Below are 14,855 nucleotides of genomic sequence, written 5' to 3'. Positions count from 1 at the left end.
AGCTCGACGCCGAGGTTGAAGCCGAGCAGCGGCAGCGCCAGCGCGCCGCGCTCGAGCCCGAGGTCCTGCAGCGGCCCGGCGAAGCCGAAGCCGTGCACGAGGCCGAACAGGAACACCATCGCCCAGCGCGGCAGCGGCACCACCGGCACGAGGTTGTCGACGGCGGCGATCAGCACGCTGGCGGCGATCAGCGCCTCGACCGGCCGCGAGGGCGGCGCGAGCACGCCGGCGGCGGCCAGCCCGAGCGTGAGCGAGTGCGCGACGGTGAAGGCGGTCACGAGCCGCAGCACCTCCGCCGCCGCGGGCCGCCAGTGCTGGCGCGGCACCCAGCGCCCGTTCTCGCGCCGCCATACCGCGACCAGCAGCAGCGAGACGAGGAAGAGGATGTGGTCGAGCCCGATCGCGATGTGGTGCAGGCCCTCGCGCAGGAAGGCCCCGAAGCCCTGCGGCGCGGAGCCGGAGGCGGCAGCGCCGGGTTCGAATCGGTGCGCCGGCGTCTGCGGCCCGAGCACCGCCGTCAGCAGGGCGCCGCCCTGCGCGGGAGCCAGGCGCGCGATGCCGCGGTGCGTGGGGTCGCTTTGGGCGAACAGCCGGTAGTCGATGCTCACCGCCTGCACCGGCCCGTCGCATTCCAGCGTGCGGCTGAGCACCGCGTAGCGCCCGTCGGTGTGCTCGTCGAGCCGGGCAGGGCCTGTCCCCGCGACCTCGCAGTGGCGCCCCTCGGCCTGCACCTTCAGCTTCGCGGCGGCGAGCCCCTCGATGTCCGACCAGCGCTTGCGCACCTCGCCCCAGGTGAGCCGGCTGTCGGCATCGGCATCGAGATCGAGTTCGCGGTCCAGGTCGCGCAGCGCGATGTCCACGCGCTGCTCGATCCGCTGCCCGCTCACCTCCAGCCGGACATAGGCATCGCTCGGCTTGTGCGCGCCTGCGGCCGGGGACAGCAGCGCCAGCGCCCCGATGCCGAGGAGGTGCGGAAGCCAGCGCCAGCGGCCGGGTTTCATCGCGCCGCCTCCCGGCGGGCCGCGGCCCGCTCGAGCCGGCGGTCGACTAGGCCGGTCTCGCGCAGGAAGTCGTGCACCGGTTGCGCGGCCTGCGGCTGACCGGCGGCTGCGGCCGCCTCCAGCAGCAGCCGCGCGTCGACAGGCTCGCGCTGCACGGACCAGTTGGCCTGCGCCAGCGCGAGTGCCTTGCGGGCATCGTGCTGCAGCCGCAGCGCGAAGCGCGCCTCCTCGCGGCGGTGCGTGGTGTCCCCGCGCAGGCGCAGCGCGTCGAAGCGGCTGGCCAGCACCGCGGTGGCGGCCGCGGCGGCAGGGGAGTCGCGCAGCAACTGCAGGGCCTCGGCCCGGCGCAGCAGCAGCGCATCGGCCTCGTCGCGACCGGCCAGCAACTGCACGACCTCGGCAGCCCGGCCGCGATCGAGCAGCCAGTCGGCGAAGGCGCCCAGCTCGTACACCCCCGCCCCGCCGGCCAGGCTCTGCCGGTAGAGCGCCTCGGCCCCCTCGTCCCCGAGGCGCTCGGCGAGTTCGGCGCGGACCAGCGCCAGCCAAGCGACCTGCGGCGCCGGGACGGTGCGGGCGAGGCCGGCCAGCGCGGCACGGGCCTGCGCCGGCTGCCCGGTGAGGCTCTGCAGCTCGGCGGCGCAGACGCGCGCATGCAGCGCGACGGCCTGCCCCAGGCCATCGAATCGCGGGTCTTCCAGCCCCCGGCAGGCCTGCGCCGCCTGCGAGAACCGACCCTGCACCTGCAGCACCGAGGCCTGCGTCAGCAGGGCTTGCGCACGGATCTCCGCCGCCGTGTCCGGGTTCGCCGCGAGCGCCTCCAAGTCGGCGAGCGCGGCGTCGAACTCGTGCTGGCTCTGCAGCACGATGGCGCGCAGCAGCCGCGCGGGCGCGGGCGGCGCGGACTGCTCCCACCAGGGCGCCAGGGCCGCGCGCGCCTGACCCAGTGCGCGCGGGTCCCCGCTCGCACGAGCCTGCTCGATGGCCTGCCGCGCGACCCTCAGGGCCAGCGGCAGGTCCCCGGGCCTGCTCTTCAGCGCCGCGTCCGCGGCGCGCCGCTCGGCGGCATCGCGACCGAGCGGACCCAGTGCCGGCCTGAGCGTCTGCACGACCGTGTCGTCGCTCTCGGGAACGAAGGGCGCGGCGCCGGCCAGCGAGACGCTCGACAGCGCCAGCGCAGCCAGCGCCCACAGACGCGCGCCTTGCGGCGCGCACGGCAGGCAGAGTCGGTTCACGGAGCCGATCCGCTTACTTGGCGCCAGGCAGCGGCGTGTTCAGGTAAGGGAAGCGGTCGAGCAGGGGCACCTCGGCCTGATCCACGGCGTCGTGCAGCGTCAGGCTCTTCTCCTTCAGCGGCACGGCCCGGGGGCTGCACTGCCTGCCGAATCCGAGCTTGTCGTCGTTGCCGTTGGCCATGCACAGGCCGCCCATCACGGCCACCAGCGAGATGTCCGTCACGTCGTCCTTCGGCCGGCGTCCGTTCGGATACCCGGCGAGGTCGCCCTCCAGGACGCCGAGCCGCTTCTGCTGGGCGAACGGCACCGGCTGGGTGCTGGTGTTGAGGCGCATCATCTCCGAGAGCGCCTTGCCCGACTTCGGCTGGTTGACGCCCTTGATGCCGGTGAGGAAGGTCGTGACCAGGTCGGTGCGGGGGAAGTTGGTCGGCGCGATGTTCGGCGTGCCGAGCGCGATCTCCAGCAAGGCCGGCAGGGTCGGGTTCGTCACGTAGTCCGCGAACTGGGCGTCGTCCTCGGGGCGCGAGGCGTTGAACTTGTCCTTGTCCTTCAGGCCGATCACCACCTCGTTGACCAGCGGGTTGGCCAGGCGCGACACCTGCTTCCATTGCTCCGCCTCCGCCGGCGGGGCCGTCCCGTTGGTCTTCAGTGCAGCGCGCGACTCCATGCCGAGGAAGCGCTCCTGGTTCAGGCTGGCCGTGGTCCAGCCTCCGATCACGTCGTCGCCGTTCGTCAGGCAGGACTTGTGGACTTCCAGTGCCAGGGTGGTGACGTTCTTGCTGCTGAGCGGGTTCTCCACCGCGCCCTTGTTCGCGGGGTCGGTGATGAAGTTCACGCTCGGCACGTTCACCAGGTCGAAGATCGGCCCGACGTTCACCGCGAAAGCCTCCTGCCGCTGGCCCACGAACAGCTTGGCGGGCATCGAGCAGTCGGGGACGTTGACGTTGTAGATGTGCCGGGCCGCGTAGTCGGCGTAGTTGGGGAGGGTCTTCGTGCCGATGTTGTCCACCGGCTTGATGAAGGTGCTGCCGCCGCCGCTGGCGTTCGTCAGCATCTTGCCGCCCGAGTTGCTGCCGTTGCCGTTGGCGCCGCGCACGAGCGTGACGCTGTAGGTCTCGCGCCGGTTCAGCGTCTCGTCTCCCGGCGCATTGACCGGCCCGGACTGGATCAGCGGGATGGGCACGTTCTTGTCGCCGATCTTCAGCGCCGTGCCCGCACCGTCCGCGGCGAGCGAATTCCTGAAACGGAACTCGAAGCTCAGGTCCTGCCTGTTGTCGCCGTTGTTGTCGACGTGTATCGCATACAGGGCGTTCTCCTCGAGGGCGAAGTAGTTCGGCCCGCCCCCGGGTTCCTGCAGGGGCTGGTAGTTGGCGATGAGCGTCACGTAGCCGTCGCCCGGGCTGCGGTCGTTGCCGTAGCTGCGGAACATGTAGAAGTCGGTGGCATCGACTTTCGGCAGCGCGGTGATGAACGGTGCCTCGCGGTGGCTGGAGGCGTGGGCGGCGCCGCTGAGCAGCCCGATCGCGAGGGCCACCGGCGTGGCAATGGCCGGATTTCGGAAGGAAGCAAGCATTGGAGGTCTCCCAGAGGGTTGGAGCCGGGGCGGTCCTTGCGGGGAGGGCCTCGGGTTGGATGCAGGGCCGCATGGCCATTTCTTCGGGGGTTCCAGCCCTGCCTGATTACAGCGGCAAACGGCTCTCCCGGGCCTGCTGGGCGGCGCGCGCCACCCCTCTCGGGTGTGTTCTTGCTGACAGTTGTTAGCGCCGGCCGAAAATTGGGTCTTCCGCGTTTTGTGTTGCTTCGATCCTTGACGGCCCTATCGCGCACGGGCTTGGCCTGCCGGGCGTAACTTTCCTTCACGGAAGTCCACTTCTGGGCGACAGGGCGGCCGCATCCAAGGTCCGCAGCGGGTCGAGAGCCGAAGGGCAGCCGGAACCGGCCATGAGCGGTCCTCCGCCACGGTCCGGTCCTCGGCATGTTCGATCTGGGACGGAAAGTGATGTTGCCTCGATCAGGTTGACTTAGCGCTCACGTGGAACTCCCGGAATCCAGACCACGAAGCGCCAGTCGCTTATGGAGTTCCTGCTGCATGTGCACGGCGTAGGAACAGATCGGCGCACACGCCCCGCAGCCACTGGTTGCCGACCTCATGGTGATAGCGCGCATGCCAGTGCTGCTTGACAGTGAAGGAAGGAATTGGCACTGGGCATGAGAAGACGGCAAGTTGTCCGGTCTGTGCCAGCGTCTCGCCAATGTGGCGCGGCAGTGTCGCGATCAGGTCGGTGGTCGACACGATCGCTCCCAAGCCCAGGAAGCCTGGCAGCTCGAGCACCACACGGCGCTCGATGCGCTGCTCCTTCAGCGCCGCATCGAGCAGCATGTGGCCGGTGCCCGAGGCAATGGCGATGTGCCCCTCGTCCTGGTAGGCGGGCAGCGTGATCCGGTCAGCGATGCGCGGGTGCCGGGAGTTCACGAGGCAAACCCAGTCCTGGTCGAACAGCGCCTGCTGGTAGAAGCCGGACTCCAGCCACGGCACCAGTCCCAGCGCCAAGTCGGCTTCGCCCGACTCCAGCAAGCGCGCCGTGTCGGCATCGATGCGCAGCGCCTCCAGCGTCACGCCCGGTGCCATCGCACGCACATGGGCCAGCAGCTGCGGCAGCAGCGTGACATGGCTCGCGTCCGTCATGCATATGCGGAAACGCCGCTGCACGCTGGCCGGCTCAAAGACAGGCTCCCACGCGGACAGGCGGCGCAGGGCCTCCAGAGCCTCCCGCACGGTGCCAATCAACGCATCGGCACGCGGTGTCGGCTGCATGCCCCGGGACGTGCGCACGAACAGCGGATCGTGCAGCAGTTCGCGCAACCGGCCGAGCCAAATGCTCACCGTGGGCTGAGCCTGCTCCAGCTGCTCGGCGGCACGCTTGACGCTTCCCGTGCTGTAGAGCAGGTGAAACAGACGTAGCAACTTCGGGTCCAGCAGCATGGCATCGCTGTCGTGGGTCTTCATCAGGCAGCCCCTTCATTGCATATTGCAAGGCCATGTATTGAGCACATTGCATTTACGAATGATAGACCGCTCTCTATCGTTCGTTCCGGCATTGCGCACTGCGGTGTCCGCATCGAAAAGGAGCGGGGCTTGAAGGTTTGTGTTCTCGGCGCGGGAGCGCTCGGTTGTGCGATCGGCGGCACGCTGGCGGAGGCCGGTTCGGAGGTGTGGCTGATCAACCGCTCGAAGGTGCATGTCGAGGCGATCAACCGCGAGGGGCTGCTCATGCGCCACGCCGATGGCGAGCGCACGGTGCGCGTGCAGGCATCGACCGACTGCCACGGTATCGGCCCCGCAGACCTCGTGATCGTGCTGGTGAAGTCCTTCGACACGCGCTCGGCCATCGAGGCTGCAGCGCCTATCGTCGGGGAGCAGACGGTCGTGCTGTCGCTGCAGAACGGCCTGGGTCACGAGGACATCCTGGCCGAGGTGGTCGGCCGCGAGCGCGTGCTGGCCGGCAAGACTTACGTTGGCGGCGTGATGCTCGGCCCCGGCCACATCGTCGCCGGCACCCGCGGCAAGCACACCCATATCGGCGAGCTCGACGGCTCGATCTCCCCGCGCGTGCAGCGCATCGCTGCCGAGTTCGAGCGCGCCGGCCTCGCCACCACCGTGAGCCCGAACATCCTGGGCACGATGTGGGACAAGCTGCTGATCAACGTCGCCACCGGAGCACTCAGCGGCATCACGGGGCTCACCTACGGCCCGCTGTACTCCGTTCCCGAGATCGAGCAGACCGCACTCACGGCGGTAGCGGAAGCCATGGCCGTGGCACGCGCCAGCGGCATCCGGCTGTCGATGCAGGCGCCGCGCCAGGCCTGGGAGATGGCCTCGGCCGGCCTGCCGCCCGACTTCAAGACCTCGATGCTGCAGAGCCTGGAGAAGGGCTCGGTCACAGAGATCGACTTCATCAACGGCTCGGTGGTGCGCTGGGGCGAGAAATGCGGCGTCCCTACCCCGGTCAACCGCACGCTCGTGGCCGCGATCAAGGGCATCGAGCACCGCATGAAGCAAGGCGCCCAGGCGGCGTGAACCCGTTCGCGCCGGCCTCGGCCGGCGTCAGGCCAAACAGGAGACGAGCCCGATGGCTTACACGAAGAAATCCTATGTCGAGCACGTGGCGGTCCGCGTGAAGGACATCCACTGGCACATCCGCTTCTTCCGCGAGGTGCTGGGCATGCAGATGCGCGAGGTGGACGGTCCGGTCGAGTCACCGCACCAGTTCTGGACGCTCGGCGGCATGCAGTTGATGTCCGACCCGGACTTCGAGGGCCCCGAGGGACGCCTGGCTCACCTCGGGATCATGGTCGAGGACCTGGAGGCCGCGCTGCGGGAGGCCGAGGGCTGGGGCGTGAAGCAGATGCCGCAGGGACCCAACTGGCTGCGCCTGCCGGACGGGCTGGCGGTCGAGCTGATCCAGGCCAGCGGCAACTCCGTCGCCGAGGTGCTGGCCATCGATCCACGCGCATGAGCAGACAGAAAGCAACCGAGATGAGCTACGAACGCTACTGGGACGACGCCACGGAAGGCGACGAGTGCGTCAGCCCGACCTACGAGGTCACCGAGGCACGCGTGATGGCCTACGCCGACCTCACAGGCGACCACACGCCAGTCCACACCGACGAGGCATACGCCCGGACCACGCCCTTCGGCACCCGCGTCGCACACGGCCTGTTCGGCCTGTCGATCGCCGACGGCCTGAAGACGATCAGCGACTACCGCTTCCTGCCGGGCATGTCGCTGGGCTGGACCTGGGACTTCCTCGGCCCCATCAAGCTCGGCGACACGCTGCACGTGAAGTTCCGCGTCGGCAGCATGCGGCCGTCCAAGAGCAAGCCCGGCTGGGGCATCGTCGTGCTGCCCTCCGAGCTGATCAACCAGTGCGGCGAAGTGGTTCAGAGAGGCGAACACCGCCTGATGATCCCGCGTCGTCCCGACGCCCAATGAACACGGAGTCTTCCATGACGACGCAAGCACTGCCGCTGGCCGGCATCACCGTCATCGACTACAGCCACTTTCTGGCCGGCCCATTCCTGTCGCGTTGCCTCGCGGCGATGGGCGCCGAGGTGATCAAGGTCGAGCGCCCGACCGCCGGTGACGCCGGCCGCGCGCACCCCTACTTCATCGACGGCCAGAGCGGCTACTTCCTGCAGCAGAACATGGGCAAGAAGGGCCTGTGCATCAACATGAAGGACCCGCGGGGCCTGGAGATGATGCACGAGCTGGTCAAGTCGGCGGACGTCTTCGTCGAGAACTACCGTCCTGGCGCGCTCGACAAGCTGGGCCTCGGCTACGAGCAGCTCTCGAAGATCAACCCCCGGCTCGTCTACTGCTCGGTCTCCGCCTACGGTCACACCGGCCCGGATTCGGCCAAGCCGGGCTTCGGCCTGATCGCCGAGGCCAAGAGCGGCGCGATGGCGCAGCTCGGAGTGCCGGGCGAGCCGCCGCCGCTGCTGCGCATGCCGCTGGCGGACATGTACACCGGCATCCACGGCGTAGCCGCCGTTTGCGCCGCGCTCTACGGGCGCGTGGCCTCCGGCAAGGGCCAGCACATCGACATGGCGCTCTACGACTGCATGGTGTCGATGCACGACTATGCGGTGCAGGGCTACACGCTGTCCGGTGGCAAGGAAATCCCGGTGCAGACTGGCCACGATCAGCCCGAGTCCACCGTCTACGGCGTGTTCCCGGCGCGGGACGGCTACCTCGTGATCGCCGCGCAGGTGGACGATGCATGGAAGCGGCTGGCACGCCTGATCGGCGGCGAGGAACTCGCTTCGGACAAGCGCTTCCTCGACCCGGCCAGCCGCAACGCCAACCGGCTGGAAGCACTTGCCTATGTCAAGGCCTGGACGATGGCGCAGCCCTCGCGTGCGGACTGCATCGCCGCGCTCGACGCGGCCGAGGTGCCCTGCGCAGCGGTGCAGCGCATCGACGAGGTGCTGGCCGACCCGCAGATCCAAGCGCGCGGCATGGTGGTCGAGCAGGAGCACCCGGTGCTTGGCAAGGTCCGGCTGCCCAACCTGCCCTTCCGCTTTTCCGACTGCGACACCCGCCCACGCAGCGTCGCGCCCCTGATGGGCCAGCACAACCGCCAGATCGCCGCCGAGCTCGGCTACTCGACCGAGCGGATCGACGCGATGGTGCGTGACGGCGTGCTCTACGCCGAGGAAGCCGTCGAGCGCCTGAACCTGGCCTAGAAAGGAGCGCACCATGACCGACCGTTACGCCGTGATCGGCAACCCGCTGGGCCACACCAAGTCGCCCCTGATCCACGGCAGCTTCGCCCGCGCGACCGGGCAGGACCTGGAATACAGCGCGATCGAGGCACCGCTCGACGGCTTCAAGGCGGCGGTGAATGCCTTCCGTGCCGCCGGCGGGCGCGGCATGAACGTCACCGCGCCCTTCAAGCTGCAGGCCTTCGAGATCGCTACCGAGCTCTCCGAGCGCGCCCGGCTGGCCGGCGCGGTCAACGCGATGAAGTTCGACGGCGAGCGCATCGCCGCCGAGAACTTCGACGGCGTGGGCCTTGTCAACGACATCCAGCGAAACCTCGGCTTCCCGCTGAAGGGCAGGCGCGTACTGCTGCTCGGCGCAGGCGGCGCAGCGCGCGGCGCGCTGCTGCCCTTCCTGGCGCAGCAGCCGGCGGAACTCGTGATCGCCAACCGCACGTCGGAGAAGGCGCAGGCACTGGCCACGCAGTTCGCCTCGTTCGGCACGCTCCGCGCTTCAGGCTACGCGAACCTCGCCGGCCACTCCTTCGACATCGTTGTCAACGCCACCTCGGCCAGCCTGCGCGGCGAGCTGCCGCCGGTGCGTACCGAGGTCTTCGCCCGCGGCTGCCTCGCCTACGAGCTGGCCTACGGCAAGGGCCTGACCCCCTTCCTGCGCCTGGCGCAGGGCGCGGGCGCCGCGCACCTGGCCGACGGCGTCGGCATGCTGGTCGAGCAGGCGGCTGAGGCCTTCGAATGGTGGCGCGGCGTGCGGCCCGACACCCGCGCGATGATCGAACAACTCACGGTGCCGCTGGCCTGATCCTCCCCCGATTTTCCACTTGGCGGACCGCCAACGGCCGCCCATCCACCCCCGAAGAGGAGACATCCATGAAGACGATCACCCGCAAGCTGTGCCTGGCCCTGACAGTCGGCGCCGCCGCGCTGTTGCCGGCTACCGCCGCACTGGCGCAGGACATCAAGGAGCGCACGATCAAGTTCGCGTTCCAGAACAACAAGGGCCACCCGCAGGAGATGGGGGCACAGAAGTTCGCCGAGCTGGTCGCGCAGAAGTCTGGCGACAAGATCAAGGTGCGCCTGTTCCCGGGCGGCACGCTCGGCGGCGACCTGCAGACCGTCTCGGCACTGCAGGGCGGCGCGGTGGAGATGACGGTGCTCAACGCCGGCATCCTGAGTGCTCAGGCCAAGGAATTCGCGATCTTCGACTTCCCCTTCCTCTTCAACACCCCTCAGGAGGCGGACGCCATCGTCGACGGTCCCTTCGGCAAGAGCCTGCTGTCCAAGCTCACTGACAAGAACATCGTCGGCCTGGGCTACTGGGATCTGGGCTTTCGCAACCTCACCAACAGCAAGCGCCCCATCCACAAGGTCGAGGACATCGCCGGCCTGAAGGTGCGCGTGATCCAGTCGCCGATCTACATCGATCTCTTCAACGCGCTGGGCGCCAACGCCACGCCAATGCCCTTCCCCGAGGTCTATCCGGCCATGGAATCGAAGGCAATCGACGGCCACGAGAACCCGGTTACCGTGATCCGCTCGGCGAAGATCTACGAGGTGCAGAAGCACTTGGCGCTCACGCGCCACATCTACAACCCGCAGGCGGTGATCGTCAGCAAGAAGCTGTGGGACCAGCTCTCCGCCGGCGAGAAGAAGATCTTTACCGAGGCAGCGGCCGAAGCGACGAAGTACCAGCGCCAGGTTTCGCGCGCCCAGGCCGACGAGGCGCTCGCCGAAGTGAAGAAGGCCGGCATGCAGGTCACCGAGCTGCCCCCGGCCGAGATCCAGCGCCTGCGCGAGAAGGTCAAGCCCGTGATCGACAAGCACACCCTTGCCGTGGGCGAAGCCACCGTCAAGGAGGTCTACGACGAGCTCGCCAAGCTGCGCAAGTGACTCCCCGGAGGCCGCCCTGGCGGCCTCCCCCCTTTCCTCTTCCGCACGGACGGACCTCCCGATGAAGATCCTCATGCTCCACGGCATCAACCACAACATGTTCGGCAAGCGCGACCCGGCGCAGTACGGCACGGTCACGCTGGCCGAGATCGACGCGCGGCTGCGCTCGCTGGGCAAGGAGCTGGGCGTCGAGGTGGAGAGCTTCCAGACCAACAGCGAGGCCGCGATGTGCGAGCGCATTCACCAGGGATACGCAGACGGGGTGGACGCGGTGCTGATCAACGCCGGCGCCTGGACACACTACAGCTACGGCATCCGCGACGCGCTGGCGATCCTGACCGTGCCTGTGGTCGAGCTGCACATGTCCAACATCCATGCGCGCGAAGCGTTCCGGCACCACTCGGTCTTCGCCGAGATCGCCAAGGGCCAGATCTGCGGCTTCGGCGTGGACAGCTACCTGCTCGCGCTGCGCGCGGCTGTATCGGCGGCGCAGGCAGCTCAGTCGCGCTGAGGGTGGCATGGGCGCTCCCGCGCTCGACCACCTCAACCTATCCATCCCGTCGGAGGCGGACGTTCTCGACCGGGCGCGCTGCTTCTACGGCAGGCTGCTGGACCTGCAGGAGTTGCGGCAGCCCAAGCAGCGGATCCGTGGCCTGTGGTTCCTGCTCGGTGCTGCACAGCAATTTCACCTGGCCGTCGATCCAGATTTCGTGCCGGCATGCCACGCCCGTCTAGCCTTGCTCGTGAACGATCTCGCGGCGCTGCAGGCTGCGCTGCACGAGGCCGGGGACGAGAGGATGGCAGGTGATCCACAGCCGGGTGTCGAACGGATGTTCACGCACGATCCCTTTGGCAACCGTCGTGGGGCAAGGCCTGAAGGCAACAAAGCAGACTCTGTCCCCGGTGTCAGCAAAGCAGGGCTTGGAAGCAACTGTATTGCGTGTTGCAGCACCGGCTTCGCGAGCAAGACTAGATCGACGACGCCTTGAGGGACACGTGAACTGGATCGGTGTGGCCGGCAGTAGTTTCCTGCTTTACCTCCTCCTTCCCGAACCATTCAGCTTGGCGACTTGCGCACCTGCTCGCCTTTGCGGCGATGCCCTTTGACGTCACTCAGCAGATCGAACAACTGTTGTGCCGCGGGCGATAACGGCCGTCCTCGGCGTCGAATCAGTCCGATCTTGCGCGAGACCACGGGATCGACGAGCGGCACGCTGACGAGGAGCGGATGGTCCGATCCCGGCATGGCAGTGGACGGCACTGCGGCCACGCCGAGTCCGGCCTCAACGAGACCGAGTGCCGTTGTCACATGCTGGGTCTCGTAGATGCTCTGCGGCCGCTTCGGTACGCTGGCCAACGCCTGGTCCAGGAGCAGACGGTTTCCCGATGAGCGACTGATGGAGATGAACTCGTAGTCGCTGAGCTGTGCCCACGTTACCCGCCGCAGTTTTGCGAGCGGGTGGTCCCGGCGACAGGCAGCCACAAAGCGCTCCTCCACAAGCGGCTTGAAGTCGAGGTCACCCTCTTGCGCCCCCATGAAGTTGAGTCCGAAATCGGCTTCCCCTCGGGCTACCGCTGCCAGCACTTCATTGGCGCTTGCATCGAAGACCTTCACGCGCACCTTCGGGCACAGCTCGTGGTAACGACGAATCACCTGGGACAGGTAGTAGTACACCGTGGAAGGGACGCAGGCGACAGTGACCTCCCCCATACGGGTCGCTGCAACGCCTCGGATCCCGAGGAGCGTGGTATCGAGCTCGTCAAGCAGCTCTCGCACCTTGCGTTCAAAGTCGCGCCCCACCGCAGTGAGCGTGACCCGTCGCGTTGTGCGCTCTAACAGGCGCACCCCCAACGCCTGTTCCAGCTTCTCGATACGGCGGCTGAACGCAGGCTGAGACAGATGAACCGATTCTGCGGCCTTGCGGAAGTTACTGAGCTCCGCCACTGCACGGAAGGCCAGGAGATCGTTGAGATCAAAGTTGATGGACATGGGCTTCCATTGAATGGCCGATTGATGTCGATTGTCGATCAGTTGATAGAAACAATGCAATGGATGGCGATCCTCTCCCAGTTTTGAGACGACCCCTTCAACCGGCTCAACCAGCTCGCCCCTGCGGCGCATCGCCCGGTACGCCCTGGAGATAGACGATGGAGATTGACGAAGCGTCCTGTCCTGGAAGCGACCTCCTGCCCCAAGGAACGCTGTTGGATGTGATCTGACCAGGAGACCTGGGCAGACTGTCTCGCCCCTCGGATTGATGCTGCTTCAACATCAATCATTCCGAATTATGCAATTTACATCCCGACCGATGCATCGGAACATTGCGCCATGAAAACAGTTCTTCCTTGCGTTCTGATGCGCTCGGGCACCTCTCGAGGTCCGTTCTTCCTAGGTGATTGGCTACCTCAGGATCCGGAACTTCGGGATCGAGCCCTCATCGGTGCCATCGGTGCTTCAGATCTATTGCAGCTCGATGGCCTGGGCGGGGGAAGCACCTTGACCAGCAAGGTTGCCATCGTGTCCCGTTCTCGGCAGCCGGACTGCGACGTCGACTACCTGTTTGCGCAACTGGGTGCAGGACAGCTCAGCGTCGACGTACGGCCCAACTGCGGAAACATGCTGGCTGGCGTGGGACCTTTCGCCATCGAGCAGGGGCTGGTGCAGCCGACGGGTGACGAGACAACGGTGCGCGTATACAACGTGAACACTGGCTCCCGCATTGAAGTGGTGGTGTGCACGCCAAATGGCACCGTCACCTATCGAGGCGACAGCCGCATTGATGGTGTCACGGGTGCGGCCGCTCCGATCCGGCTGAACTTCCTGGACGCCTGGGGGGCGGTGACCGGCAGCGTGTTCCCGACCGGTCGACGCATCGACACAATCGCAGGAGTGCAGGTGACGTGCATCGATGCAGCAATGCCTCTCATGCTGATTCGGGCTGAAGATCTCGGCGTACGGGGCGACGAAGCTCCCGCCGAACTGGACGCCAACAAGGAGATGCTGGTCCGCTTGGAGGCGCTGCGCCTGAAGGCGGGGAAGCTGATGGGGCTTGGTGATGTCAGCAACAGTGTTGTGCCCAAGCCCGTGCTGATCAGCAAGGGTGCCAATGAGAACGAGATTGTTTCCCGCTACTTCACCCCGCGCCGCTGCCATTCCTCGCATGCAGTGACTGGGGCAATCGGTGTTGCCAGTGCGTTTGCCTTGCCTGGGACCGTGGCAAGTAGCGATCATATTTTTGAAGGGCAGCGCCGGGTGGCAGTTCGGCACCCGGCCGGACGTATCGAGGTGGACATTCAGCTCGAGCGATCGGATGAAGAATTGCAAGTGAGTCGCGCAGCCTTGCTGCGCACCGCAAGAAAAATCATGGAAGGGGAACTCCATATCCCCGATTACGTTTTCAATTCCTAAACAAGGAGACAAACCATGTTCAAGCGTGCAGGTATTCCGTTCATGGGTGTTGTGATGTCGCTGGCGGCAGCAAGTGCGGCGGCTTTCCCGACCAAGACGATCACCATCGTTGTTCCTACTGCCGCAGGCGGTGGCAATGACGCGATGGCACGCGTCATTGCGCAGAAAATGGCCCCCTTGCTAGGTCAGGCAGTCATTGTGGAAAACAAGGCAGGCGCTGCAGGTGCGCTGGCCTCGGAGGCAGTGGCCCGCGCCACACCGGATGGGCATACCCTGATGTTCGGCTACATCGCAACCCATGCGATGAACCCGGCACTCCAAAAACTGCGTTATGACCCGGTCGCCAACTTCGAGCCGGTCGGGTTGGTCGGGTCGTCCCCCACAGTGATGACAGTCCACCCTTCTGTTCTGGCCAAAAATGTGAGCGAACTGATTTCTCAGCTCAAAGCGAAGCCAACCCAATACAGCTATGCTTCTGCAGGCAATGGCACGGCTCCCCATTTCGCGGCCGAACTGTTCAAGCTCTCGACGGGAACGTCGATGCTACACGTGCCTTATAAAGGCTCGGGGCCTGCGATGAACGACACGTTGGCAGGTCAGACACAGATCTTTTTCCCCAGCGCCTTCACTGCGCTCCCGATGGTGAAAGCAGGGAAACTGCGTGCACTGGCCATTGCGGGCGAAAAACGGTCGCCTTACTTTCCTGAAGTTCCGACACTGAAGGAAATGGGCGTACAAGGGGTTGACGTTTCCCAGTGGTATGCCTTCTTCGCCCCGGCCAAGACCTCGAAACCGGTGATCGATAAAATCAACAAGGCTTTGAATCAGGTTCTTGCGGACCCCGACACCGTGAGAAAGCTCGAAGACCATGCAATGGACGTCCAGGCAAGCACCCCCGAGCAGTTGGGAACGCTGGTGCAGTCCGAATTGGCGAAGTGGAAGGGCGTCGTTCAAAAAGCAAAGATGACGGCCGATTGATTGTGCATAAGTTAGACGGCAAAAGTCTTCTGCTCAGAATGCCAGCTGGTAACGCGCGCCGACTTC

The 14,855-nt window shown here is 66.4% G+C and carries 15 protein-coding genes; 10 read left to right on the top strand and 5 right to left on the bottom strand.

The features are described 5' to 3' along the window. The 4 genes from D3A59_RS23665 to D3A59_RS23650 all read right to left on the bottom strand — a co-directional run. Positions 1–1,001: HupE/UreJ family protein (locus D3A59_RS23665; RefSeq protein ID WP_157991674.1), on the bottom strand; the 1,001-nt coding region annotated here is incomplete at its 3' end. Next, on the bottom strand, positions 998–2,233 hold the full coding sequence (locus D3A59_RS23660; RefSeq protein WP_119157780.1) for a hypothetical protein: 1,236 nt from the start codon (positions 2,231–2,233) through the stop codon (positions 998–1,000). The genes D3A59_RS23660 and D3A59_RS23665, both read right to left, overlap by 4 nt. A gap of 13 nt (positions 2,234–2,246) precedes the next feature. Further along, positions 2,247–3,806 carry a DUF4331 domain-containing protein gene (locus tag D3A59_RS23655; protein WP_119157779.1) on the bottom strand — a complete coding sequence of 520 codons (1,560 nt, stop codon included), beginning with the start codon at positions 3,804–3,806 and terminating at the stop codon, positions 2,247–2,249. Positions 3,807–4,304: 498 nt separating this feature from the next. Further along, positions 4,305–5,240, bottom strand: a complete 936-nt coding sequence (locus D3A59_RS23650; protein ID WP_119157778.1) for a LysR family transcriptional regulator — start codon at positions 5,238–5,240, stop codon at positions 4,305–4,307. A gap of 129 nt (positions 5,241–5,369) precedes the next feature. On the opposite strand from D3A59_RS23650, the gene D3A59_RS23645 reads away from it, so the two are divergent. The 8 genes from D3A59_RS23645 to D3A59_RS25665 all read left to right on the top strand — a co-directional run bounded on the left by D3A59_RS23645 (position 5,370) and on the right by D3A59_RS25665 (position 11,391). Beyond that, positions 5,370–6,311 carry a ketopantoate reductase family protein gene (locus D3A59_RS23645; protein WP_119157777.1) on the top strand — a complete coding sequence of 314 codons (942 nt, stop codon included), beginning with the start codon at positions 5,370–5,372 and terminating at the stop codon, positions 6,309–6,311. Between the two features lie 52 nt (positions 6,312–6,363). After that, positions 6,364–6,750 carry a VOC family protein gene (locus D3A59_RS23640; protein WP_119157776.1) on the top strand — a complete coding sequence of 129 codons (387 nt, stop codon included), beginning with the start codon at positions 6,364–6,366 and terminating at the stop codon, positions 6,748–6,750. Then, positions 6,747–7,226 (top strand): MaoC family dehydratase, encoded by a 480-nt coding sequence (locus D3A59_RS23635; RefSeq protein ID WP_419187276.1) that lies wholly within the window; start codon positions 6,747–6,749, stop codon positions 7,224–7,226. The genes D3A59_RS23640 and D3A59_RS23635 overlap by 4 nt, the downstream gene beginning before the upstream one ends. Before the next feature lie 14 nt (positions 7,227–7,240). Beyond that, on the top strand, positions 7,241–8,479 hold the full coding sequence (locus tag D3A59_RS23630) for a CaiB/BaiF CoA transferase family protein (RefSeq protein WP_119157774.1): 1,239 nt from the start codon (positions 7,241–7,243) through the stop codon (positions 8,477–8,479). Positions 8,480–8,492: 13 nt separating this feature from the next. Next, on the top strand, positions 8,493–9,314 hold the full coding sequence (aroE, locus tag D3A59_RS23625) for a shikimate dehydrogenase (protein WP_119157773.1): 822 nt from the start codon (positions 8,493–8,495) through the stop codon (positions 9,312–9,314). Positions 9,315–9,382: 68 nt separating this feature from the next. Beyond that, complete coding sequence (locus D3A59_RS23620) at positions 9,383–10,402, top strand: TRAP transporter substrate-binding protein (RefSeq protein WP_119157772.1); 1,020 nt, start codon at positions 9,383–9,385, stop codon at positions 10,400–10,402. Positions 10,403–10,463: 61 nt separating this feature from the next. Continuing rightward, positions 10,464–10,913: a type II 3-dehydroquinate dehydratase gene (gene aroQ / locus D3A59_RS23615; protein WP_119157771.1), complete on the top strand. Its 450-nt coding sequence runs from the start codon at positions 10,464–10,466 to the stop codon at positions 10,911–10,913. Between the two features lie 7 nt (positions 10,914–10,920). After that, the gene (locus tag D3A59_RS25665; protein WP_157991673.1) at positions 10,921–11,391 is read left to right on the top strand and encodes a VOC family protein; all 471 of its coding nucleotides are present in this window, start codon (positions 10,921–10,923) and stop codon (positions 11,389–11,391) included. A gap of 68 nt (positions 11,392–11,459) precedes the next feature. On the opposite strand, the gene D3A59_RS23610 is transcribed toward D3A59_RS25665, so the two are convergent. Further along, positions 11,460–12,392, bottom strand: coding sequence for a LysR family transcriptional regulator (locus tag D3A59_RS23610; protein WP_119157770.1), 933 nt, complete (start codon positions 12,390–12,392; stop codon positions 11,460–11,462). Between the two features lie 339 nt (positions 12,393–12,731). Here D3A59_RS23610 and D3A59_RS26540 point away from each other — a divergent pair, with 339 nt between their 5' ends. Together D3A59_RS26540 and D3A59_RS26535 are read left to right on the top strand one after the other, a co-directional pair. Beyond that, positions 12,732–13,811, top strand: a complete 1,080-nt coding sequence (locus D3A59_RS26540; protein ID WP_119157769.1) for a 4-oxalomesaconate tautomerase — start codon at positions 12,732–12,734, stop codon at positions 13,809–13,811. A 15-nt stretch (positions 13,812–13,826) separates the two neighbouring features. Further along, positions 13,827–14,789: a tripartite tricarboxylate transporter substrate binding protein gene (locus D3A59_RS26535; protein WP_119157768.1), complete on the top strand. Its 963-nt coding sequence runs from the start codon at positions 13,827–13,829 to the stop codon at positions 14,787–14,789. Positions 14,790–14,855: the final 66 nt, after the last annotated feature.

The organism is Caldimonas tepidiphila (genome assembly GCF_003569765.1).
GTDB lineage: Bacteria > Pseudomonadota > Gammaproteobacteria > Burkholderiales > Burkholderiaceae_C > Caldimonas > Caldimonas tepidiphila.
Note: the sequence above shows the minus strand (reverse complement) of the source record. Positions and strands in the feature narration are given on the sequence as shown.

What these genes read in the sequence shown, in the direction of transcription:
- D3A59_RS23655 (WP_119157779.1), bottom strand. Translation starts at nt 3,806, where the DNA reads ATGCTTGCTTCCTTCCGAAATCCGGCCATTGCCACGCCGGTGGCCCTC.
- D3A59_RS23650 (WP_119157778.1), bottom strand. Translation starts at nt 5,240, where the DNA reads ATGAAGACCCACGACAGCGATGCCATGCTGCTGGACCCGAAGTTGCTA.
- D3A59_RS23640 (WP_119157776.1), top strand. Translation starts at nt 6,364, where the DNA reads ATGGCTTACACGAAGAAATCCTATGTCGAGCACGTGGCGGTCCGCGTG.
- D3A59_RS23635 (WP_419187276.1), top strand. Translation starts at nt 6,747, where the DNA reads ATGAGCAGACAGAAAGCAACCGAGATGAGCTACGAACGCTACTGGGAC.
- D3A59_RS23630 (WP_119157774.1), top strand. Translation starts at nt 7,241, where the DNA reads ATGACGACGCAAGCACTGCCGCTGGCCGGCATCACCGTCATCGACTAC.
- aroE (WP_119157773.1), top strand. Translation starts at nt 8,493, where the DNA reads ATGACCGACCGTTACGCCGTGATCGGCAACCCGCTGGGCCACACCAAG.
- D3A59_RS23620 (WP_119157772.1), top strand. Translation starts at nt 9,383, where the DNA reads ATGAAGACGATCACCCGCAAGCTGTGCCTGGCCCTGACAGTCGGCGCC.
- aroQ (WP_119157771.1), top strand. Translation starts at nt 10,464, where the DNA reads ATGAAGATCCTCATGCTCCACGGCATCAACCACAACATGTTCGGCAAG.
- D3A59_RS25665 (WP_157991673.1), top strand. Translation starts at nt 10,921, where the DNA reads ATGGGCGCTCCCGCGCTCGACCACCTCAACCTATCCATCCCGTCGGAG.
- D3A59_RS23610 (WP_119157770.1), bottom strand. Translation starts at nt 12,392, where the DNA reads ATGTCCATCAACTTTGATCTCAACGATCTCCTGGCCTTCCGTGCAGTG.
- D3A59_RS26540 (WP_119157769.1), top strand. Translation starts at nt 12,732, where the DNA reads ATGAAAACAGTTCTTCCTTGCGTTCTGATGCGCTCGGGCACCTCTCGA.
- D3A59_RS26535 (WP_119157768.1), top strand. Translation starts at nt 13,827, where the DNA reads ATGTTCAAGCGTGCAGGTATTCCGTTCATGGGTGTTGTGATGTCGCTG.